Raw genomic sequence first — 20,534 nt, 5'->3', positions numbered from 1 at the left:
CACAGGAGGTGAATGTGACGTGCTGTAATTCTCTTAAGGTCGCTGAGTATGATCACCATTCGTGATGTCGCCCGCCAGGCGGGCGTATCCGTGGCCACCGTGTCGCGGGTACTGAACAATAGCGCGCTGGTGAGTCCGGATACGCGCGACGTGGTGATGAAAGCGGTGACCCAGCTGGGCTACCGGCCCAACGCCAACGCCCAGGCGCTGGCCACCCAGGTCAGCGATACCATCGGCGTGGTGGTGATGGACGTCTCCGATGCCTTCTTCGGCGCGCTGGTGAAAGCGGTGGATACCGTCGCCCAGCAGCATCATAAGTATGTGCTGATCGGCAACAGCTATCACGAGGCGGAAAAAGAGCGCCATGCCATCGAGGTGCTGATCCGCCAGCGCTGCTCGGCGCTGATCGTCCATTCTAAAGCGCTCAGCGATGCTGAACTGAGCGACTTTATGCAACATATCCCGGGGATGGTGCTGATCAACCGCATCGTGCCGGGCTTTGCCCATCGCTGCGTCGGCCTCGACAACGTTAGCGGCGCGCTGATGGCTACCCGCATGCTGCTCAATCACGGCCACCAGCGCATCGGTTATCTCTCCTCTAATCACGGCATTGAAGACGACGATATGCGCCGGGAAGGGTGGAGCAAAGCGCTGCAGGAGCAGGGCATCATCGCCCCGGACAGCTGGGTCGGGTCCGGCTCCCCGGACATGCAGGGCGGCGAAGCGGCGATGGTCGAACTGCTGGGGCGGAATCTCGGCCTCACTGCGGTGTTCGCCTATAACGACAGCATGGCGGCCGGCGCGCTGACCACGCTGAAGGACAACGGCATTGTCGTGCCGCAGCATCTGTCGCTGATTGGCTTTGATGATATTCCTATTTCCCGTTACACCGATCCTCAGCTGACCACCGTGCGCTATCCGGTGATGTCGATGGCGAAGCTGGCCACCGAGTTGGCGCTGCTGGGGGCGGCCGGCAAGCTGGATCGCGAGGCGACGCACTGCTTTATGCCCACCCTGGTGCGCCGTCACTCCGTTGCCCAGCGGCAAACTGTGGGGCCGATCACTAACTGAAGCGGCGGCGGGATGTAACCGCTTTCAATTTGTGAGTAAATTCACAGTATATTAACATTCACCTGATTATGATGGCAGCGTTTACCAGTCTGAACCGCGAGGTGATGGGGAATCCTTACTTTCTTCAGTAGGAACAAGGCGTTAAACGAGTATTAGAGTCGTATTTTTCTGGAGCGTTACCCAACACGGAAGACCGAATTTTCGTCGTGAAATGCGTTGTGCGGTAACACTAATGCAACAAATCCCGCCCGCACTTTTTCACAAAAATGACCCTGCATAATAAAACCGGAGATTCCATGAATAAGAAGGTGTTTACCCTCTCTGCTGTAATGGCTGGTCTGTTATTTGGCGCCGCAGCACACGCAGCAGATACCCGTATCGGCGTGACGATTTATAAATATGACGACAACTTTATGTCGGTGGTGCGTAAGGCGATTGAAAAAGATGGCAAATCCGCGCCTGACGTCCAGCTGCTGATGAATGACTCGCAGAACGACCAATCGAAACAAAACGATCAGATTGATGTGCTGCTGGCGAAAGGCGTGAAAGCCCTGGCGATCAACCTGGTTGACCCGGCTGCGGCGGGAACGGTCATCGAAAAAGCGCGCGGGCAGAACATTCCGGTGGTGTTCTTCAACAAAGAGCCTTCCCGTAAAGCGCTGGATAGCTATGACAAAGCTTATTACGTCGGTACCGACTCGAAAGAGTCCGGGATTATTCAGGGCGATCTGATCGCCAAGCACTGGAAAGCCAACCCGAACTGGGATCTGAATAAAGACGGCCAGATCCAGTACGTCCTGCTGAAAGGCGAGCCGGGCCATCCGGATGCGGAAGCGCGTACCACCTACGTTATCAAAGAGCTGAATGATAAAGGCCTGAAGACCCAGCAGCTGCAGATGGACACCGCCATGTGGGATACCGCCCAGGCGAAAGACAAAATGGACGCCTGGCTCTCCGGCCCGAATGCGAACAAGATTGAAGTGGTGATCGCTAACAACGACGCCATGGCGATGGGCGCGGTTGAAGCGCTGAAAGCGCACAACAAGAGCAGCATTCCGGTGTTCGGCGTGGATGCGCTGCCGGAAGCCCTGGCGCTGGTGAAATCCGGCGCGATGGCCGGTACCGTGCTGAACGATGCTAACAACCAGGCGAAAGCGACCTTCGATCTGGCGAAAAACCTGGCCGACGGGAAAGACGCTGCGGCAGGCACCAACTGGAAAATTGACAACAAGATTGTTCGCGTCCCCTATGTGGGCGTCGATAAAGACAACCTGAGCCAGTTTACCGGCAAATAATCGTGATGTGAGTTGCGGGCGTGGGTTATCCACGCCCGATTATTCCTGATACAGAACCAGACTCCTGCTGGCGTTATTGCGCCGGACGGGGCGTGCATGAACGCAGCCAGGTATAACTATGGTCAGCAATAATAGCGAACGGTCAGGCGAATATTTGTTGGAAATGAGCAACATCAACAAATCGTTTCCTGGCGTCAAGGCTCTTGATAATGTCAACCTGAAGGTTCGTCCGCACTCCATTCATGCGTTAATGGGTGAGAACGGCGCCGGTAAATCGACATTATTAAAATGCCTTTTTGGGATCTATCAAAAAGATTCCGGCAGCATTCTTTTTCAGGGAAAAGAGATCGATTTCCATTCGGCGAAAGAAGCCCTGGAAAACGGTATTTCGATGGTACATCAGGAATTAAACCTGGTCTTACAGCGTTCGGTCATGGACAACATGTGGCTCGGGCGTTATCCCACTAAAGGTATGTTTGTCGATCAGGACAAAATGTACCGGGATACCAAGGCCATATTTGATGAGCTGGATATTGATATCGACCCGCGCGCCCGCGTCGGTACCTTATCGGTATCCCAGATGCAGATGATTGAGATCGCCAAGGCGTTTTCCTATGACGCCAAAATCGTCATCATGGACGAGCCGACGTCGTCGCTGACGGAAAAAGAGGTCAACCATCTGTTTAAGATTATCCGCAAGCTGAAAGATCGCGGCTGCGGTATCGTCTATATCTCGCACAAAATGGAAGAGATTTTCCAGCTGTGCGATGAAATTACCATCCTTCGCGACGGCCAGTGGATCGCCACCCAGCCGCTGGAAGGGCTGGATATGGACAAGATCATCGCCATGATGGTCGGGCGTTCGCTCAACCAGCGCTTTCCGGATCGAGAAAACACCCCGGGAGAAGTGATCCTCCAGGTGCGCAATCTCACCTCCCTGCGCCAGCCGTCCATTCGCGATGTCTCCTTCGATCTGCATAAGGGCGAAATTCTCGGTATCGCCGGTCTGGTGGGCGCGAAGCGTACCGACATCGTGGAGACCCTGTTCGGGATCCGTGAGAAGGCCAGCGGCACCATCACCCTGCACGGGAAGAAGATCAACAACCACAGCGCCAATGAGGCGATTAACCACGGTTTTGCGCTGGTGACCGAGGAGCGGCGCTCCACCGGGATTTACGCCTATCTGGATATCGGTTTTAACTCGCTGATCTCCAATATTAAGAAATATAAAAACAGCGTCGGCTTGCTGGATAACTCGCGGATGAAGAGCGATACCCAATGGGTCATTGACTCTATGCGCGTTAAAACCCCCGGCCAGCATACGCAGATTGGTTCGCTTTCCGGTGGTAACCAGCAAAAGGTCATTATTGGCCGCTGGCTGCTGACCCAGCCGGAGATCCTGATGCTGGACGAGCCGACGCGCGGTATCGACGTCGGCGCCAAATTCGAGATCTATCAGCTGATTGCCGAGCTGGCTAAAAAAGATAAAGGGATCATTATTATTTCCTCCGAAATGCCGGAACTGCTGGGGATTACCGACCGCATTCTGGTGATGAGCAACGGCCTGGTCGCGGGCATTGTTGAGACTAAAACCACCACGCAAAACGAAATACTGCGTCTTGCGTCATTGCACCTTTAAGATCAGGGGCTTCACATGAGTGCGTTAAATAAAAAGAGTTTTCTCACTTACCTGAAAGAGGGTGGGATATATGTCGTCCTTCTGGTCCTGTTGGCCATTATTATTTTCCAGGATCCGACATTTTTAAGTCTGCTCAACCTGAGTAATATTCTGACCCAGTCCTCGGTGCGTATTATTATTGCCCTCGGGGTGGCCGGACTGATTGTCACGCAGGGCACCGACCTCTCCGCCGGCCGTCAGGTGGGACTGGCGGCGGTGATTGCCGCGACCATGCTGCAGGCGGTGGATAATGCCAACAAGGTGTTCCCGGATATGGCGACCATGCCGATCCCGCTGGTCATCCTGCTGGTATGCGCCATCGGGGCGGTCATCGGCCTGATTAACGGGATCGTCATTGCCTATCTGAACGTGACGCCGTTTATTACCACCCTTGGGACCATGATCATCGTCTACGGCATTAACTCGCTGTACTACGACTTCGTGGGCGCGTCGCCGATCTCCGGCTTCGACAGCCATTTCTCCCATTTCGCGCAGGGTTTTGTGGCGCTGGGCTCGTTCCGCCTGTCCTACATCACCTTCTACGCGCTGATTGCCGTCTTCTTTGTCTGGATCCTGTGGAACAAAACGCGCTTTGGCAAAAACATCTTCGCTATCGGCGGTAACCCGGAAGCGGCGAAGGTCTCCGGGGTCAACGTAGCGTTGAACCTGCTGATGATCTACGCCCTCTCCGGCGTGTTCTACGCCTTCGGCGGCCTGCTGGAAGCTGGTCGTATCGGCTCGGCGACCAATAACCTCGGCTTTATGTACGAACTGGACGCCATCGCCGCCTGCGTGGTGGGCGGCGTATCGTTCAGCGGCGGGGTAGGGACCGTATTCGGCGTGGTGACCGGGGTGATTATCTTCACCGTGATCAACTACGGCCTGACCTATATCGGCGTTAACCCTTACTGGCAGTACATCATTAAGGGGGCGATCATTATCTTCGCCGTGGCGCTGGATTCCCTGAAATACGCCCGTAAGAAGTAATTTTTGCCTGAGTAAAAACCCGCGCCTGGCGCGGGTTTTTTTATGCCTGAAACGGATGCGTTGATGGAGGCTACTTTTCTTTCTGCAGCTCCAGTAGCTGCTCCGGGGTGACCGCCGGGTAGGACTGGGCGTCATCCGGCACGTCGTGCTGCTGCGCCGGAATCGGGATTAAAGGACCGAGGAAGCGCGGTTCCCGTTTGAAGATGTAGAGGTCCGCCAGCGCGCCGAAGCGGGCGCCGAATTCACGCAGCCGCACGCTCCACATATCCTTCGGCGACGGCACCGCGTAGCACTGAGCCTGGATCCCCATATGCAGGGCGATAAACAGCGCCCGTTCGCAGTGGAAGCGTTGGGTGATGATAATGAAGTCGTTGGTGTCGAACACTTTGCGGGTGCGGACGATCGAGTCGAGCGTGCGGAAACCGGCATAGTCCAGCACGATATCCGCCGGATCGACGCCACCTTTAATCAGGTCCCGGCGCATAGTCATCGGTTCATTGTAGCTTTGCAGGGCGTTATCCCCGCTCAGCAGCAGATAGTTGACCTTGCCGCTGTTGTAGGCGTTGAGCGCGCCCTGGATGCGGTAGCGGTAATACTGATTGATCACCCCGGTGCGGTAGTATTTAGCGGTGCCCAGCACCACGCCGACCTGGCGGTAGGGGAGGTCCTGCAGCTCGTCATAGATATAGGGCGCGGTTTTCCAGCTCATCCAGCGGTCAAGACCCAGCACGGTCAACAGCAGCAGGCCGAGCAGGACTAACAGGCTGTAGAACACACGCTTTAACATGAACTTGGCTCAATAATAGACAACGGAGTCTTCAGGCTACTTTACCCGCCGGGTAAGCGCAAGAAACCCGCGTTTAATTGCGGGGATTTTCAGCAATATGAGCCGATCGCCGATCCCAGACCGGGCAAGGCGTAGCCGCAACCTGTTCTCCGGCCCTCCGGGAACGTCTCAGCGACTTTGAGGCCGTCAGGTCGGCAGTTTCAGCAGCCATAGCGATCTTCAGCTCGCAATGGCGCGAACGGTAGGTCGGGTTAGCGGAGCGCCACCCGACAACATAACGGCATAAAAGGTCGGCCGGATTAGACGACACCCTCATCCGGCCATCTGCTCAGGCGCGCAGGCTGATTAACCTAACAGCACGCGCTCGATATTGTGGCAGCCCAGCGCCTTCAGGGTGGCGACGGTGGCGTCCCACTGAATCAGCGCCGCATCGGCTTTCTCCGCCAGGATCGCCCGCTGGATGTCCGGATAATCATAGCCGTTGAGGCTGAGGAGATTCAGCGCCCCCTGCAGCGGCGGCAGCGTCGGGTTGAACGCCGCGTTTTCCGCATAGCTGCCGCTGAAAAGGGTGCCATCTTTCAGCTCCAGCGCTACGCCGGAAGGCGAGTGGCTGTACGGTGCGTGGCAGCGGTTAGCGGCCTCAATCGCCGCCTGAGACAGGGCATCGCCGCTGACCGGGAAGCCGTGGTTCTGGTGGTCCATCAGCAGGGTTTTGATCTCCAGGTCTTTTGGGCCGAAGGCATCCGGCAGATAGTGCTGCAGCGCATGGGCTTCGCGACCGGGCAGATGAATGCGCAGCGCCAGTCCGCTGTTCAGTTCGTTCATAAACTGACGGCAATGGCCGCACGGCGTGTAGTTCACCGTGATGGCGCGCAGGGAGGTTTCACCGCGCAGCCAGGCGTGGCTGATGGCGCTCTGCTCCGCATGGACGGTCTGCTGCATGGTGGCGCCGAGAAACTCCATGTTGCCGCCAAAGTACCAGCGGCCGCTGACGCCGCGGGCGATAGCCCCGACGTTAAAGTGGGAAAGGTCGGCGCGCGCGCAGGCGGCGGCCAGCGGCAGTAGCGCAAAGGCCAGCGCGTCTTCGTCCAGACCTGTCGCCTGTTGCAGCGTCGCCACCTGATCGGCTTCGAGCAGCGCCGGGAAGTGCGGGTCGGCGAGCATCGGGGCGATGGCCGCCTGCAGGTCTGCTGCCAGAGTCGTCAAAGCAGCTTGAAAACGTGAGTGCATAGCGTTGCCTCATAACAGTGTAATGGGAAACCAGTGTACGGGCGTCAAGGGGTTTCAAATGTGATTTACGTCTCATTGCTAATGCAACTTTTCATTGTTGCATTGATAAATGTGATTTGAATCACATTTCATCCCACTACCGCAAGGATCAGCGGGAACAAAAACGGCGCCATCAACGAAGTGATGATCCCGCACAGCACCAGCGCCAGCGAGCTGAACGCCCCTTCCTGATAGTCCAGTTCCGCACAGCGGGCGGTACCGAGGGCGTGCGAGGCGGTGCCCATCGACAGGCCGCGCGACGCTTTGGTGCGAATACGCATCAGGTTGAGCAGGGTATGGCCGAATACCGCGCCAAGGATGCCGACAAAAATCACGCACACGGCGCTGATGGCCGGGATGCCGCCGATACTGCCGCTTACCGCCATGGCAATCGGCGTGGTCACCGATTTGGGCAGAACAGAGGCGGCGATCTGCGGTGTGGCGCCCATCAGCAGGGCCACGGTGGTGCCGGTGATCATCGCCACGCAGCTGCCGATAAAGCAGATGGTGATGATCGATTTCCAGCGCGCGCGGATCTGGTGCAGCTGTTCATACAGCGGGAAGGCCAGCGCGACCACCGCCGGCTGCAGCAGATCGTTCAGGATCTTGCTGCCGGCAAAGTAACGCTCATAGGAGATCCCGGTCAGCAGCAGAAACGGGATTATCACTACCATCGCCACCAGCAGCGGGTTGAGTAGCGGGAACTTAAAGCGGGCCGCCAGTTTGCGGGCGAGGAAAAAGACGATCAGGGTTAGCGGCAGCGACCACCAGATTTCATGCATCATTTTTCTTTTCCTTTTGCCCAATCACTTTGCGTTCGCCATGCACCAGGTGAGAGCTCCAGCTCACCACCACAAACACCACCAGCGTGCTGATGGCGCAGGAGATGACGACCGGCCCCAGCTGGGCGCGCAGCAGATCCCAGTACTGCATCACGCCGACGCCGATCGGCACGAACAGCAGCGCCATATAGCGGATCAGGATATTGCAGCCGGGGTTGACCCACTGCGGCGGCATAATTTGCAGCGCCAGCAGCACGAAGAGGATCAGCATGCCGATGATGCTGCCGGGGATGGTGATGGGCAGCAGCCCGGCGATAAATATTCCGGCGTATAAGCAGGCGTAAATCAGGACGAAAGCCCGCAGGTAGTGCCAGATAATAGTCAGCGATTTACTCATGGTAATAACCCTTGATGAAGTGCATTCATCATACAATTAATCCCTAAAATGTGCTACCGATCACATCATGAATTCTATGCATAGCGCTGATAGCGTACGGGAACAATAGCCTCTCCCGGCAGGACCTGACAGCTCGCAGCTTTGGGTATATCGGGTCCCACGCTACCTTTTTGGAAGAGAAGCGGCAAATGAAGGCGGTATGAGACGCCGCAGACTCCTGTAAAGCATAGAGATTATCTCCTCGCTTTGCCGCATTCGCCGAATGGGGAATGGCGTACGGCAGGCGGGACGCATTGAGCACTTTCAACCAACGCCCGGAGGCGCTACCATAGCGCCTCTTTTTTTTCCGGGTAACGATATGCGTGTACTACTGGCGCCGATGGAAGGCGTGCTCGATTCGCTGGTGCGCGAGCTGCTGACCGAAGTGAACGATTACGATCTGTGCATCACCGAGTTTCTGCGGGTGGTGGATCAATTGCTGCCGGTTAAATCGTTCTACAGGCTGTGCCCGGAACTGCATCATCAAAGCCGCACCCCGTCCGGTACCCGCGTGCGCGTCCAGCTGCTGGGGCAATATCCCGAGTGGCTGGCGGAAAACGCCGCCCGCGCGGTGGCGCTGGGCTCGTGGGGCGTCGATTTAAACTGCGGCTGTCCGTCGAAGCTGGTGAACGGCAGCGGCGGCGGGGCGACGCTGCTGAAAGATCCGGAGCTTATCTATCGCGGCGCGAAGGCGATGCGCGAGGCGGTGCCCGGTCATCTGCCGGTGACGGTGAAAGTTCGTCTCGGCTGGGACAGCGGCGAACGGCGCTTTGAAATCGCCGACGCGGTGCAGCAGGCGGGGGCCAGCGAGCTGGTGGTCCACGGCCGCACCAAAGAAGATGGCTACAAAGCGGAGCGCATCAACTGGCATGCCATCGGCGAGATCCGCCGGCGCCTGACCATTCCGGTAGTCGCCAACGGCGAAATCTGGGACTGGCAAAGCGCTCAGGACTGTATGGCCGTCACCGGCTGCGATTCGGTGATGATTGGCCGCGGGGCGCTCAACGTACCGAACCTCAGCCGGGTGATCAAATACAACGAACCGCGCATGCCGTGGCCGCAGGTGGTTCAGCTGTTGCAAAAATATACCCGTCTGGAAAAGCAGGGCGATACCGGCCTGTATCATGTGGCGAGAATTAAGCAGTGGCTGGGCTATTTACGCAAGGAATATACCGAGGCGCTGACGCTGTTTAATGAAATTCGCGCCCTGCAAACCTCTGCTGAAATAGCGGCGGCGATCGCCCGCTATTAAGCGCCATATTGTTATTCGCTTCACATATTATTACTTACCTGCCTATTGATGATAGGCATGAGTGAAATAAAGTGATACTGTGCGGTCAATCAATTCAGGATTGCTACTGAACGCAGGCAAAACCTAAGCACTTCCGTCATTCGTGGCGGCAAGTGCTTAGGTTTTTTTTTGGCCAAAATTTAACGGTGGGTAAATGATGACGTAAAACAAGAGATTGTCATTCATCTTTTCTCTGGCACGGTCGCGGTTTTATTACCGAAGGACGCCCCTTGCCATTCATTTTTTAAAAAAGAAAACAGGTAAATAAATAGCCTGGGGATCCCCTTTGTTTTTATTCAGTCACGGTGGAGATCACAATGTATAACATAAAAATAAATCAGCTTTTTATCGGCGCGGCGCTGGCGGCGATGGCGCCCGTCGTGAACGCGGCGCAAACCCCGGCGTGGAACGGCAGCGTGCTGGGGTTTGAAGCCGGACAGCCAGGGCTGCTGGGCGATATGCTGGGCATTCGTCCAATCCTTGAAGAGAACGGCTTTCATTATAATCTCGGCTATCTTAACGAGATGGCCTACAACGCCGGCGGCGGTTATAACCATGATAAACATCTGGCCTATATTGACCAGGTATCGTTGACCTTTACCCAGGATCTGGAGCGCTGGACCGGCATACCGGACGCCCGTCTCGAGGGCAACATCGTCAACCGCAACCACGATGATAACCTCACCACGAAACGGCTGCAGGATCCGCGGGTCAGCTTCAACGATCTTTCGCAGGAGAGCTGGGGCGGCGGGTCGATCACCCGCCTCGGCTGGCTGACCTTCGCCCGCAGCTTTGACGACCGTCGCCTGACCTGGCGCATCGGCATGATGAACAAGGTGCAAACCTTCGACCAGATCATTCCCTGCGATTTCCAGTTGCTGACCCAGTGCGGCGGCAAATCGGCCAACTCGCTGACCTGGAATAACTGGAACATCCACACCTGGGGCACCACCCTGGAGTACAAGCTGACGCCGACGGTGACCCTCAAAGGCGGGGTGATGGAGCAAAACCCGCAGGCTACCGCGCGCAGCCATGCCTGGAGCTGGTCGACGAAGGGCAGCAAAGGCATTTTACTGCCGATGGAGATCGAAACCCGTCCGCTGATGAATGGCCTGCCGGGAGCCTATAACCTCGGCGTGGTCTGGACTAACGCGCCGCAAAGCGACCTTTACAGCGGCAAATCCGGCGGCGCCGGGGCGACGGACCCGCAGGGCTACGCCGAGCACGACAGCACCTGGTTTATGTACGCCGGCCTGAACCAGCAGATTACCCGCCACGCCGACGATCCGCTGCGGGGAATGAGCGTCTCGCTGAGCGGCAGCCTCAGCGACCAGCGCAGCAATTATATCCACTCCGCCGTCGCCGCCTCGATGCGCTACCGCGGGCTGTTTGACGCCCGTCCGGAGGACTGGATCGGCTTCGGCCTGACGTGGATCGACATGAGCAGCCACTACGCGCGCAATCAGCGCTATATGAACCAGCTCAGCGGCGCCGCCGACGATAACGATCCGGCCTGGCAGCCGGTGGCCGGCCACTCGCTGAACGGCGAACTCTATTATCGCTTCCGTCCGGTCTCCTGGCTGGAGCTGCAGCCGGGCCTGCAGTACTGGCACCGTCCGGGCGGCGTTGCGCAGACCCAGGACGCGTGGGTGGTGGAGTGGAAAACCGTCGTGACCTTCTGATAGTCGCGATCTTAATCACGTTTTTTCACTTGTCAGGTTGAGCGCCTAGCAGAAGTTGTTACAGTGCTGGCGTTGGATTGCAACTGCTGCGGCAGGCAAAACCTGATTACCTGGCGTTTCGTCGGGGGTCAGGTTTTTTTGTTTCTGGGGTCAATATGCAAATCGCCAAAGTACTCAATAACAATGTGGTGGTGGTTCTTGACGAACACCAGCGCGAACAGGTGGTGATGGGGCGAGGGCTGGCCTTTCAGAAACGCCCGGGCGACGCGCTGGACGACAGCAAAATTGAAAAAGTCTTCGCCTTACAAAGCGATGAACTGGTTGGCCGCTTAGGTGAACTGCTCAGTCAGATTCCGTTAGAAGTGATGACCACCTGCGATCGCATTATCGACCTGGCGCGCGGGCGGTTGGGCAAGTTACAGGAAAGTTTGTACATCACGTTAACGGATCACTGTCACTTTGCTATCGAGCGGCAGAAAAAGGGCATCGCACTGCGTAACGTGCTGCTGTGGGAGATCAAGCGGCTCTATCCGAAGGAGTTCGCGCTGGGCCAGGAGGCAAGGGCCATTATTGGCAAACGGCTCGGCGTGGCGCTGGCGGAGGATGAAGCCGGATTTATCGCCCTCCATCTGGTGACGGCGCAGCTCAACAGCGAAATGCCGGAGGTCATGCACGTGACCCGGGTGATGCAGGAGATCCTGCAGCTGGTGAAGTATCAGCTGCAGCTGAACTACGACGAGGAGTCGCTGAGCTATCAGCGTTTCGTCACCCATCTGAAGTTTTTCGCCCAGCGAATGCTGACCCGCACGGTGGTGGAAGATGACGACGTCTCGCTGCACAGCGCGGTGAAAGACAACTACGCCAAAGCGTGGAAGTGCGCTGAAACGGTGGCGACGCATCTGCAAAGGCAGTATCAGCGGGCGCTGACCACCGAAGAAATTATGTTTCTTGCCATTCATATTGAACGGGTAAGAAAAGAGGGACGCTAAGTCTCCCGACAAAACTGGATTGTTACTGCATGATGCAGGCAAAACCTGAGCGCGACGCCTACCGGCGTGGTTCTCGGGTTTTTTTTATTTTTACTACTCAGTCGCCGGTTGTCTGCGGGCAGCGGCAGTAAGGAAAAGAGCATGGAATATAAAGCACTCGCGCAGGATATTCTCCGCCGCGTCGGCGGCAAAGAGAACATTGTGAGTCTGGTTCACTGTGCGACACGTCTGCGTTTTAAGCTGAAAGATAACGGCAAAGCCGATGCCGAAGGGCTGAAGGCCAACCCGGGCGTCATTATGGTGGTGGAGAGCGGCGGCCAGTTTCAGGTGGTGATTGGCAACCATGTCCACGAAGTCTGGCTGGCGGTGCGTCAGGAGGCGGGGTTAAGCGACGACAGCGAGCCGGTGGCGGAAAGCGTTGAAAAAGGGTCGCTGCTGGGGCAGATCATCGATGTCGTGTCGGGAATTTTCACGCCGTTTATCGGCGTGCTGGCCGCCTCTGGTATCCTGAAAGGGATGCTGGCGCTGGCGGTCGTCTGCGGTTGGCTGACCCCGCTACAGGGAACCTATAAAATCTGGTTTGCCGCCAGCGACGCGCTGTTCTTTTTCTTCCCGCTGTTTCTCGGCTACACCGCCGGTAAAAAATTTGGCGGTAACCCGTTTGTCTCAATGGTGATCGGCGGGGCGTTAACCCACCCGCTGATGATTCAGGCCTTTGAGGCCAGCCAGGCGCCGGGCGCGGCGGTGGAGCATTTTCTCGGCATCCCGGTAACCTTTATTAATTACAGCTCATCGGTGATCCCGATTATTCTCGCCTCATGGGTCTGCTGCTGGCTGGAGCGCAAGAGCAACGCGCTGCTGCCGTCATCGATGAAAAACTTTTTTACGCCGGCGATTTGTCTCGCCGTTGTGGTTCCGCTGACGTTTCTGCTGATTGGCCCTCTGGCGACCTGGCTCAGTCATCTGTTGGCCCAGGGGTATCAGATTATCTACGCGGTGGCGCCGTGGCTGGCGGGAGCGGCGATGGGCGCGCTGTGGCAGGTTTGTGTGATCTTCGGCCTGCATTGGGGACTGATTCCGCTGATGATTAACAATCTGACGGTGCTTGGCCATGATTCCATGCTGCCCATGCTGCTGCCGGCCGTTATGGGGCAGGTCGGCGCGGTGCTGGGTATTTTGCTGAAAACCCGCGATGCCCGTCAGAAAGTGCTGGCCGGTTCTGCGTTTTCAGCGGGCATCTTCGGCATTACCGAGCCCGCTATCTATGGCTTAACATTGCCGCTGCGTCGGCCGTTTATCTTCGGCTGCGTGGCGGGCGCCATCGGCGGCGCTATTGTGGGTTTCAGTAACGCTAACGTCTATTCATTCGGCTTCGGGAACATTTTTACCGTGGCGCAAATGATCCCACCCCAAGGGCTTGATAGCACCGTTTGGGGCGGCATAGTGGGCATCTTCGCGGCGTTGATTATCTCCTGTGGTTTAACTTTCTTCGCCGGCCTGCCGCGCGCCAGCGCCGCGCCGGGCGCCGTGGCGGTAGCGCCGGTCTCGGCAAACGACATTCTGGCGCCGATGAGCGGCAGCGTCATCGCCCTCGATCAGGTGCCGGACAGCACCTTCGCCAGCGGCCTGCTGGGGAATGGGGTCGCCATTATCCCGGCGGTGGGCAAAGTCATCGCCCCGTTCACGGGCGAAGTGGCCTCTCTGTTTCAGACCAAACACGCCATCGGCCTGCAGAGCGACAGCGGTATTGAGCTGCTGATCCACGTCGGCATCGACACGGTCAAACTCGACGGCGTGCCGTTTACCGCGCATGTGAAAGAGGGCGACAGAGTACAGGCCGGCGATCTGCTGATTGAGTTCGATCGTCAGGCGATTCTGGACGCCGGTTACGACCTGGCGACCCCGATTATTATCAGCAACAGCGAAGACTATCGTGAGATCGACACGGTGGCGCCCAGCGCCGTCGAAGCCGGTCAGCCGCTGTTGTCAGTCAGCCATTAATCACAGGAGAGAGAGATGAAAACATTCCCGGCAGATTTTTTATGGGGCGGCGCGACCGCGGCGAATCAGGTGGAAGGGGCTTACCTGGAAGATGGCAAAGGGTTATCCACCTCTGATGTGCAGCCGCACGGCGTCTTCGGCGAAGTGGTCGAGCGCGTACCCGGCGACAGCGGGATTAAGGATGTGGCGATCGATTTTTACCATCGTTACCCGGAAGATATTGCCCTGTTTGCCGAGATGGGCTTTAACTGCCTGCGGGTGTCCATCGCCTGGACCCGTATCTACCCCAACGGCGATGACGCCGAGCCGAACGAAGCCGGCCTTGCCTTCTACGACAAGTTGTTCGACGAGATGGCGAAGCACAACATCACCCCGCTGGTGACGCTGTCGCATTATGAAATGCCGTGGGCGCTGGTGAAAAACTACGGCGGCTGGGGTAGCCGGGAGGTGATTGGCTTCTTTGAGCGCTACGCCCGGACGGTGTTCAGCCGTTATAAAAACAGGGTCAAACTGTGGCTGACCTTTAACGAAATCAATATGTCGCTGCATGCCCCGATGACCGGCGTCGGCCTGCCGGCCGGCAGCAGCAAAGGCGAGGTATATCAGGCCATTCACCACCAGCTGGTGGCCAGCGCCCTGGCGGTCAAAGCCTGTCACGAGCTGGTGCCCGAGGGCAAAATCGGCAATATGCTGCTCGGCGGGTTGATGTATCCCCTGAGCTGCAAACCGGAAGATGTGTTCGAGACGCTGCAGGAGAACCGCAGCTGGCAGTTCTTCGGCGACGTGCAGGCGCGCGGGGCGTACCCGGGCTATATGCAGCGCTTTTTCCGCGACAACGGCATCACGCTCGACATCACCGAGGCCGATCGCGACACGCTGAAAACCACCGTCGATTTTATCTCCTTCAGCTACTACATGACCGGGTGCGTCACCGCCGATGAGGCGCTGAACCAGCAGGCGCGCGGCAATATTCTCAGCATGGTGCCGAACCCGCACCTGGCGAGCTCGGAGTGGGGCTGGCAGATAGACCCCCTGGGCCTGCGTACGCTGCTGAACGTGCTGTGGGATCGCTATCAGAAGCCGCTGTTTATCGTGGAAAACGGTCTGGGCGCCAAAGATAAGGTGGAAGCCGACGGCAGCATTAACGATGACTACCGCATCAGCTACCTGAACGACCATCTGGTGCAGGCGCGGGAGGCCATTGACGATGGCGTTGAGCTGATGGGCTTTACCAGCTGGGGACCGATTGACCTGGTGAGCGCCTCGAAGGCGGAGCTGTCGAAGCGCTACGGCTTTATCTATGTCGACCGCCATGATGACGGCACCGGCACCCTGGCGCGCAGTAAGAAGAAGAGCTTTGACTGGTATAAAGAGGTGATTGCCAGCCGCGGCGCCAGCCTGAAAGCGTAACGCTTCTCCGCCCGGCCATCGTCGGGCGGGGGATTAAGCCGGTTTACGCGCGCGCAGTAAAAAGATCATCGGCCGCTCTTTCTCTTCATCCAGGGCGGGCTGTTGAGCAATCTGTTCGGCGCCTGGTCCCCACTCATCCAGCTGCTCCAGCACAAAACCGGCGGCGATAAGCGCGTTTGTCCAGCTCGAGAGTTTGCGGTGCTGTTTAATGACGCCCTCGGCAAACCAGTTGCTGACGCGCTCCCCCTCCTGCTGATAGTGGCTGACCGGCCAGCTCTTTTGCCCCTGTTCATTCACCTGCCATCCCTGCTGCAGCGGCGCGGTATAGATGGGATGTTCGGCAGAAAAGACCAGGATACCGCCAGGGACCAGCGCCTGCTGCAGGGTGGAGAAGAGCGGGGCGATGTCGGGTAAATAATGCAGGGCCAGCGAGCTGTAGATCAGATCGCAGCTGTTGGCGGGCAGCGTCAGGGTTTGCAGATCGGCGCAGCGGTAGTCAATCTCATCCCCGCGGGTCATTTCCCGTGCCTGCGCCAGCATACGCCGGGAGATATCAAAACCCATTATCTGGCTGGCTCCCTGCTGCTGCGCCCAGCGGCAAAACCAGCCGTAGCCGCAGCCGAGATCCACCACCCGCAAACCGGCTAGCGGCGGCAGCATTTGCTGCAGGGCAGGCCACTCCGGTGCGCCATCCAGCCCTTTCACCGAACGTTCGAGGGTTGCATAGCCGGCGAAGAAGTGCGGATCGTCATAAATATTCTGGCTCATATTCATCCCTTGAATTGATAAGTTTGTTTATTTTTAGCAAACTAATAATTTAGTCACACGCTTTACTAAACGCGTTTAATTCAATTAACTTATGATCACTCACCTGATTATATTATCTGACCTGTCTAATGAAATTGAGATTAAATAATAGCGTGCTGGCGGCCTTGCCCCTGGCCATCGCGCTGGTAGGCTGCGCGCCTTCCCATGAGGTTGCTCGTCCGCCGCAGCAGCAAATTCCGGCTTCCCACGTTGCCATGGATCTCCCCGCCGCCGTCAAAAACGGCTGGCCGCAGACCGACTGGTGGAAAGACTACCACGATGCCCAACTGGATAATTTGATTCAGCGCGCGCTCGCCAACGCGCCGGATATGCAGATTGCCGAACAGCGCATCAGGCTTGCCGAAGCGCAGGCCAGAATGTCGCAGGCGAATCTTGGCCCGGAGATGGATTTCTCCGCTGACATCGAACGTCAACGCATGTCGGCCGAAGGTCTGATGGGGCCGTTCGCCACCGACACCGACGGCAATACCGGCCCGTGGTACACCAACGGTACCTTCGGCCTGACCGCCGGCTGGGATCTCGATCTGTGGGGCAAAAACCGTGCGCTAGTGAAAGCCCGCATCGGCGAGCTGAAAGCCCAGGTGGCCGAGCAGGCTCAGACCCGCGAGCTGCTCTCCGGCAGCGTGGCGCGCCTGTACTGGCAGTGGCAGACGGAAGCGGCGATCAAAGCGGTGCTGCAGCAGGTGAAAAACGAGCAAAATAATATCGTGACGGTCGACAAGGCCCTGTATCAGCGCGGGATCACCAACTCCGCCGAAGGGGCGGAAAACGATATTAACGTCAGCAAAACCGACCAGCAGCTAGCGGACGTGGCGGGCACGATGAAAGAGATTGAAGCGCGGCTGATGGCCCTGACCAACAGCCAGAGCCAGTCGCTAAACCTCAAACCCGCCAGCCTGCCGACGGTCAGCGCGCAGCTGCCGGACACCCTTGGCTATGAGCTGCTGGCGCGTCGCCCGGATCTGCAGGTCGCTCACTGGTATATTGAGGCGTCGCTGAGCGAGGTGGACGCGGCGAAGGCGGCGTTTTACCCGGACATCAATCTGATGGCGTTCCTGCAGCAGGATGCCCTGCACTTAAGCGATCTTTTCCGCCATTCGGCGCAGCAGATGGGCGTCACCGCCGGACTGACGCTGCCGATCTTCGACAGCGGTCGCCTCAATGCCAATCTGGATATCGCCAGCGCGCAGAACAGCCTGTCCATCGCCCAGTACAACAAAGCGGTGGTGGACGCCGTCAACCAGGTGGCGAAAACCGCCAGCCAGGTCGAGACGCTGATGGCCAAGAGCCAACAGCAGCAGCAGGTTGAAAAAGACGCCCAGCGGGTGGTGGACCTGGCGCAGGCCCGAATGGCGGCGGGGATCTTGCCCGGCTCCCGGGTCAGTATGGCGAAGCTCCCGGCGCTGCAGGAGCGTATCACCGCCTTGCGCCTGCACGGCCAGTGGATTGACGCCAGCATTCAGCTGACCTCGGCCCTCGGCGGCGGCTACCACCAGGCGGTGAAGTAACCGGCCCCCCGGCGCGTCAGCGGGCGCGCCGCTCAGTCTTTCTTCTTCCCTTCGCGCCGCCTGAACCACCAGTGGGCGGCCACGACCACCACCATCGCGAGGATCAGCCAGATCCAGTGCTTCAGATGGGCGTCGAGGTGGTGCAGCCACGGGCCAACCACCTCGCCGCCAAGATAGCCTATGGTGGTAAACAGCAGAGCCCACACCAGCGCCCCGGCAATATTCAGCGGCAGGAAAATGCGCGGCGGCAGGCGGCTGGCGCCGATCAGCAGGGGGCCGATCACCCGGAAGCCGTACATAAAGCGGGTGCCGATGACAAACAGCCACGGCCGGTGCTGGATCATGCGCTGGGCTTTCCTGATCCGCGCCTTCTGGCTGGCGAAACGGCGCAGAATGCGCCCGCCGAAGCGGCGACCAAGCAGATAGAGCAACTGATCGCCAATCATCCCGCCGAGGGCGACAGCGATCACCACCAGGGGAAACTTCAGTAGCCCCTGATGCGCCGCGACGCCGCCCAGCAGGGTAATGGTCTCACCTTCCGCCATGCTGCCGACGATCAGCGCCGCGTAGCCATACTGGGAAATCAGGTGATTGATATCCATAAACAGCTTATCTCCTTACCTCATCACCTGTTAATCATACACCCTGCAGGCCAAAACGCGTCGACGCAGATTTTTTGTGCTGTACACAAAATAATCTACAGGGTGAATTATACTTGGATCAGTGCAGTACGAAGCCGTGACAAGGGGGACGCTATGAACCATGTCTGGGGGCTCTTCGCTCATCCCAACCGGGAGATGAGCGTGATAAAGAGCGAGAATGAAACCATTTCTCATCACTATACGCACCATGTGCTGTTGATGGCGGCGGTTCCGGTGGTTTGCGCCTTTATCGGCACCACGCAGCTGGGCTGGAACTTCGGCGACGGCACCGTTATTAAACTGTCGATGTGGACCGGGCTGGCGCTGGCTGTCCTGTTTTATGCCGTGATGCTGGCCGGGGTGGCGATCATGGGGCGGGTTATCTGGTGGATGGCCAGGCAATATCCGCAGCAGCCTTCCCTGAAACGCTGCATGGTCTTTGCCGGCTATGTGGCCACGCCGCTGTTCCTGAGCGGGATTGTGGCGCTCTATCCGCTGGTCTGGCTGTGCGCGCTGATCGGTACCGTTGCCCTGTTCTATACCGGTTATCTGCTCTATCTCGGGATCCCGACCTTCCTGAGCATTAACCGGGAAGAGGGGCTCAGTTTCGCCAGCTCGACCCTGGCCATCGGGGTGCTGGTGCTGGAAGTACTGCTGGCGATCACCGTGGTGCTATGGGGGTATGGCTACCGACTGTTCTGATCGGACGAAACGGGTCAATATGCATTGCCGGCAAATATGTATTTTATGTCGGCAATGCAGCATTTCTTCACGATTCTTATTAGGCACAGGGCCTTACGGCGCGGTATGATGGCGTTTGCCAGCGAAGTTGCCCACTTAACCTCGCGGCGTACGTTCCATAACGTGCAAAAATACTTTTCAGAATGCCCATGATGCCGAAATTCCGAGTCTCTTTGCTCAGCCTGACCTTGCTGCTGGCTGTGCCTTTTGCGCCCCAGGCGTTAGCAAAAACCCCGACGGCGGTAACCGCCTCGCAGCCGGACATCGCTTCCGGCAGCGCCATGATCGTCGATCTGGCCACTAAAAAAATCATCTACGCCAGCCAGCCGGATCTGGTGCGCCCGATGGCGTCGATTACCAAGGTGATGACCGCCATGGTGGTACTCGATGCCCATCTGCCGCTGGACGAAATGCTGACGGTGGATATCAGCCATACTCCGGAAATGAAGGGGATTTACTCCCGCGTGCGTCTCAATAGCCAGATCAGCCGCCGCGATATGTTGCTGCTGGCGCTGATGTCTTCCGAGAACCGCGCGGCCGCCAGCCTGGCGCATCACTATCCGGGCGGCTACGACGCCTTTATTCGCGCGATGAACGCCAAAGCGCAGGCGCTGGGTATGACCCATACCCGCTATGTGGAGCCCACCGGTCTGTCGGTGCATAACGTCTCCACCGCCCGCGATCTGACCAAACTGCTGATCGCCAGCGAGCAGTACCCGCTGATTGGCCAGCTGAGCACCACCAAAGAAGAGACCGCCACCTTTGCCCATCCGGCCTACAGCCTGCCGTTCCGCAACACTAACCATCTGGTGTATCGCGACAACTGGAACATCCAGCTGACCAAAACCGGCTTCACCAACGCTGCCGGCCACTGCCTGATTATGCGCACGGTGATTAACCAACGTCCGGTGGCGCTGGTGGTGATGGATGCCTTCGGCAAATATACCCACTTCGCCGACGCCAGCCGTTTGCGGACGTGGATCGAGACGGGGAAGGTGATGCCGGTCCCGGCTTCGGCGCTGAGCTATAAAAAGCAGCGCGAAGCGCAGATGGCGGAGACGATGCTGAAAGGCGGCGCCCAGACCGCGCAGAACGATTAATCTGCATATGCCCCGGATAACGGCGCATTGCGCCTTAT

General features: G+C 57.9%; 17 protein-coding genes and 1 pseudogene. 12 read left to right on the top strand and 6 right to left on the bottom strand.

Features of this window, described 5'->3' with window-relative positions; all coding sequences use genetic code 11:
- The first annotated feature begins 48 nt into the window (after nucleotides 1-48).
- The 4 genes from galS to mglC all read left to right on the top strand — a co-directional run bounded on the left by galS (nucleotide 49) and on the right by mglC (nucleotide 5,031).
- Nucleotides 49-1,071, top strand: coding sequence for an HTH-type transcriptional regulator GalS (gene galS / locus ACOI7Z_RS09775; protein ID WP_023290442.1), 1,023 nt, complete (start codon nucleotides 49-51; stop codon nucleotides 1,069-1,071).
- A gap of 296 nt (nucleotides 1,072-1,367) precedes the next feature.
- Nucleotides 1,368-2,366: a galactose/glucose ABC transporter substrate-binding protein MglB gene (gene mglB, locus ACOI7Z_RS09770; protein WP_023290441.1), complete on the top strand. Its 999-nt coding sequence runs from the start codon at nucleotides 1,368-1,370 to the stop codon at nucleotides 2,364-2,366.
- A 118-nt stretch (nucleotides 2,367-2,484) separates the two neighbouring features.
- A complete protein-coding gene (gene mglA, locus ACOI7Z_RS09765; protein WP_002912876.1) occupies nucleotides 2,485-4,005 on the top strand; it encodes a galactose/methyl galactoside ABC transporter ATP-binding protein MglA in 1,521 nt (506 codons plus the stop codon).
- Between the two features lie 15 nt (nucleotides 4,006-4,020).
- Nucleotides 4,021-5,031 (top strand): galactose/methyl galactoside ABC transporter permease MglC, encoded by a 1,011-nt coding sequence (mglC, locus tag ACOI7Z_RS09760; protein ID WP_002912871.1) that lies wholly within the window; start codon nucleotides 4,021-4,023, stop codon nucleotides 5,029-5,031.
- 70 nt (nucleotides 5,032-5,101) lie between these two features.
- Here the strand turns inward: mglC and sanA are convergent, their stop codons facing one another.
- The 4 genes from sanA to ACOI7Z_RS09740 form a co-directional block, all read right to left on the bottom strand.
- The gene (gene sanA, locus ACOI7Z_RS09755) at nucleotides 5,102-5,818 is read right to left on the bottom strand and encodes an outer membrane permeability protein SanA (RefSeq protein ID WP_004201624.1); all 717 of its coding nucleotides are present in this window, start codon (nucleotides 5,816-5,818) and stop codon (nucleotides 5,102-5,104) included.
- 345 nt (nucleotides 5,819-6,163) lie between these two features.
- Entirely contained in the window at nucleotides 6,164-7,048 is an 885-nt protein-coding gene (gene cdd, locus ACOI7Z_RS09750; protein WP_053810132.1) for a cytidine deaminase, read from the bottom strand.
- Between the two features lie 128 nt (nucleotides 7,049-7,176).
- Entirely contained in the window at nucleotides 7,177-7,872 is a 696-nt protein-coding gene (locus ACOI7Z_RS09745) for a CidB/LrgB family autolysis modulator (protein ID WP_004201621.1), read from the bottom strand.
- Nucleotides 7,862-8,266, bottom strand: coding sequence for a CidA/LrgA family protein (locus ACOI7Z_RS09740; protein ID WP_023290438.1), 405 nt, complete (start codon nucleotides 8,264-8,266; stop codon nucleotides 7,862-7,864). Before ACOI7Z_RS09740 ends, ACOI7Z_RS09745 begins: the two co-directional genes overlap by 11 nt.
- Nucleotides 8,267-8,624: 358 nt before the next feature.
- Between ACOI7Z_RS09740 and dusC the strand changes: the two genes are divergently transcribed.
- The 5 genes and pseudogenes from dusC to ACOI7Z_RS09715 all read left to right on the top strand — a co-directional run bounded on the left by dusC (nucleotide 8,625) and on the right by ACOI7Z_RS09715 (nucleotide 15,678).
- Nucleotides 8,625-9,557 carry a tRNA dihydrouridine(16) synthase DusC gene (dusC, locus tag ACOI7Z_RS09735; protein ID WP_086075544.1) on the top strand — a complete coding sequence of 311 codons (933 nt, stop codon included), beginning with the start codon at nucleotides 8,625-8,627 and terminating at the stop codon, nucleotides 9,555-9,557.
- 356 nt (nucleotides 9,558-9,913) lie between these two features.
- Entirely contained in the window at nucleotides 9,914-11,278 is a 1,365-nt protein-coding gene (locus tag ACOI7Z_RS09730; protein ID WP_087849510.1) for a carbohydrate porin, read from the top strand.
- Between the two features lie 155 nt (nucleotides 11,279-11,433).
- Nucleotides 11,434-12,267 (top strand): transcriptional antiterminator BglG, encoded by an 834-nt coding sequence (gene bglG / locus ACOI7Z_RS09725; protein WP_087849509.1) that lies wholly within the window; start codon nucleotides 11,434-11,436, stop codon nucleotides 12,265-12,267.
- A gap of 29 nt (nucleotides 12,268-12,296) precedes the next feature.
- Nucleotides 12,297-14,268, top strand: a pseudogene (bglF, locus tag ACOI7Z_RS09720) (PTS beta-glucoside transporter subunit IIABC).
- Nucleotides 14,269-14,283: 15 nt separating this feature from the next.
- Nucleotides 14,284-15,678 (top strand): glycoside hydrolase family 1 protein, encoded by a 1,395-nt coding sequence (locus ACOI7Z_RS09715; protein ID WP_080901711.1) that lies wholly within the window; start codon nucleotides 14,284-14,286, stop codon nucleotides 15,676-15,678.
- A 33-nt stretch (nucleotides 15,679-15,711) separates the two neighbouring features.
- Here the strand turns inward: ACOI7Z_RS09715 and ACOI7Z_RS09710 are convergent, their stop codons facing one another.
- On the bottom strand, nucleotides 15,712-16,446 hold the full coding sequence (locus ACOI7Z_RS09710; protein WP_087849507.1) for a class I SAM-dependent methyltransferase: 735 nt from the start codon (nucleotides 16,444-16,446) through the stop codon (nucleotides 15,712-15,714).
- A 128-nt stretch (nucleotides 16,447-16,574) separates the two neighbouring features.
- Between ACOI7Z_RS09710 and mdtQ the strand changes: the two genes are divergently transcribed.
- Entirely contained in the window at nucleotides 16,575-18,014 is a 1,440-nt protein-coding gene (mdtQ, locus tag ACOI7Z_RS09705; RefSeq protein WP_032453513.1) for a multidrug resistance outer membrane protein MdtQ, read from the top strand.
- A gap of 32 nt (nucleotides 18,015-18,046) precedes the next feature.
- Here the strand turns inward: mdtQ and ACOI7Z_RS09700 are convergent, their stop codons facing one another.
- On the bottom strand, nucleotides 18,047-18,616 hold the full coding sequence (locus ACOI7Z_RS09700; protein WP_080901713.1) for a DedA family protein: 570 nt from the start codon (nucleotides 18,614-18,616) through the stop codon (nucleotides 18,047-18,049).
- A 153-nt stretch (nucleotides 18,617-18,769) separates the two neighbouring features.
- Between ACOI7Z_RS09700 and ACOI7Z_RS09695 the strand changes: the two genes are divergently transcribed.
- Both ACOI7Z_RS09695 and pbpG read left to right on the top strand, forming a co-directional pair.
- Nucleotides 18,770-19,357 (top strand): Yip1 family protein, encoded by a 588-nt coding sequence (locus tag ACOI7Z_RS09695; RefSeq protein WP_023290429.1) that lies wholly within the window; start codon nucleotides 18,770-18,772, stop codon nucleotides 19,355-19,357.
- A gap of 188 nt (nucleotides 19,358-19,545) precedes the next feature.
- The gene (gene pbpG / locus ACOI7Z_RS09690; protein WP_168377440.1) at nucleotides 19,546-20,496 is read left to right on the top strand and encodes a D-alanyl-D-alanine endopeptidase; all 951 of its coding nucleotides are present in this window, start codon (nucleotides 19,546-19,548) and stop codon (nucleotides 20,494-20,496) included.
- Nucleotides 20,497-20,534: the final 38 nt, after the last annotated feature.

Source organism: Klebsiella sp. C283 (genome assembly GCF_048822555.1).
In the GTDB taxonomy this organism is placed as follows: Bacteria; Pseudomonadota; Gammaproteobacteria; order Enterobacterales; family Enterobacteriaceae; genus Klebsiella; species Klebsiella quasipneumoniae.
This window is presented reverse-complemented; position numbering and strand designations above follow the sequence as displayed.

Coding starts and splice junctions, on each gene's coding strand:
- galS (WP_023290442.1), top strand. CDS start 49: ATGATCACCATTCGTGATGTCGCCCGCCAGGCGGGCGTATCCGTGGCC.
- mglB (WP_023290441.1), top strand. CDS start 1,368: ATGAATAAGAAGGTGTTTACCCTCTCTGCTGTAATGGCTGGTCTGTTA.
- mglA (WP_002912876.1), top strand. CDS start 2,485: ATGGTCAGCAATAATAGCGAACGGTCAGGCGAATATTTGTTGGAAATG.
- mglC (WP_002912871.1), top strand. CDS start 4,021: ATGAGTGCGTTAAATAAAAAGAGTTTTCTCACTTACCTGAAAGAGGGT.
- sanA (WP_004201624.1), bottom strand. CDS start 5,818: ATGTTAAAGCGTGTGTTCTACAGCCTGTTAGTCCTGCTCGGCCTGCTG.
- cdd (WP_053810132.1), bottom strand. CDS start 7,048: ATGCACTCACGTTTTCAAGCTGCTTTGACGACTCTGGCAGCAGACCTG.
- ACOI7Z_RS09745 (WP_004201621.1), bottom strand. CDS start 7,872: ATGATGCATGAAATCTGGTGGTCGCTGCCGCTAACCCTGATCGTCTTT.
- ACOI7Z_RS09740 (WP_023290438.1), bottom strand. CDS start 8,266: ATGAGTAAATCGCTGACTATTATCTGGCACTACCTGCGGGCTTTCGTC.
- dusC (WP_086075544.1), top strand. CDS start 8,625: ATGCGTGTACTACTGGCGCCGATGGAAGGCGTGCTCGATTCGCTGGTG.
- ACOI7Z_RS09730 (WP_087849510.1), top strand. CDS start 9,914: ATGTATAACATAAAAATAAATCAGCTTTTTATCGGCGCGGCGCTGGCG.
- bglG (WP_087849509.1), top strand. CDS start 11,434: ATGCAAATCGCCAAAGTACTCAATAACAATGTGGTGGTGGTTCTTGAC.
- ACOI7Z_RS09715 (WP_080901711.1), top strand. CDS start 14,284: ATGAAAACATTCCCGGCAGATTTTTTATGGGGCGGCGCGACCGCGGCG.
- ACOI7Z_RS09710 (WP_087849507.1), bottom strand. CDS start 16,446: ATGAGCCAGAATATTTATGACGATCCGCACTTCTTCGCCGGCTATGCA.
- mdtQ (WP_032453513.1), top strand. CDS start 16,575: ATGAAATTGAGATTAAATAATAGCGTGCTGGCGGCCTTGCCCCTGGCC.
- ACOI7Z_RS09700 (WP_080901713.1), bottom strand. CDS start 18,616: ATGGATATCAATCACCTGATTTCCCAGTATGGCTACGCGGCGCTGATC.
- ACOI7Z_RS09695 (WP_023290429.1), top strand. CDS start 18,770: ATGAACCATGTCTGGGGGCTCTTCGCTCATCCCAACCGGGAGATGAGC.
- pbpG (WP_168377440.1), top strand. CDS start 19,546: ATGATGCCGAAATTCCGAGTCTCTTTGCTCAGCCTGACCTTGCTGCTG.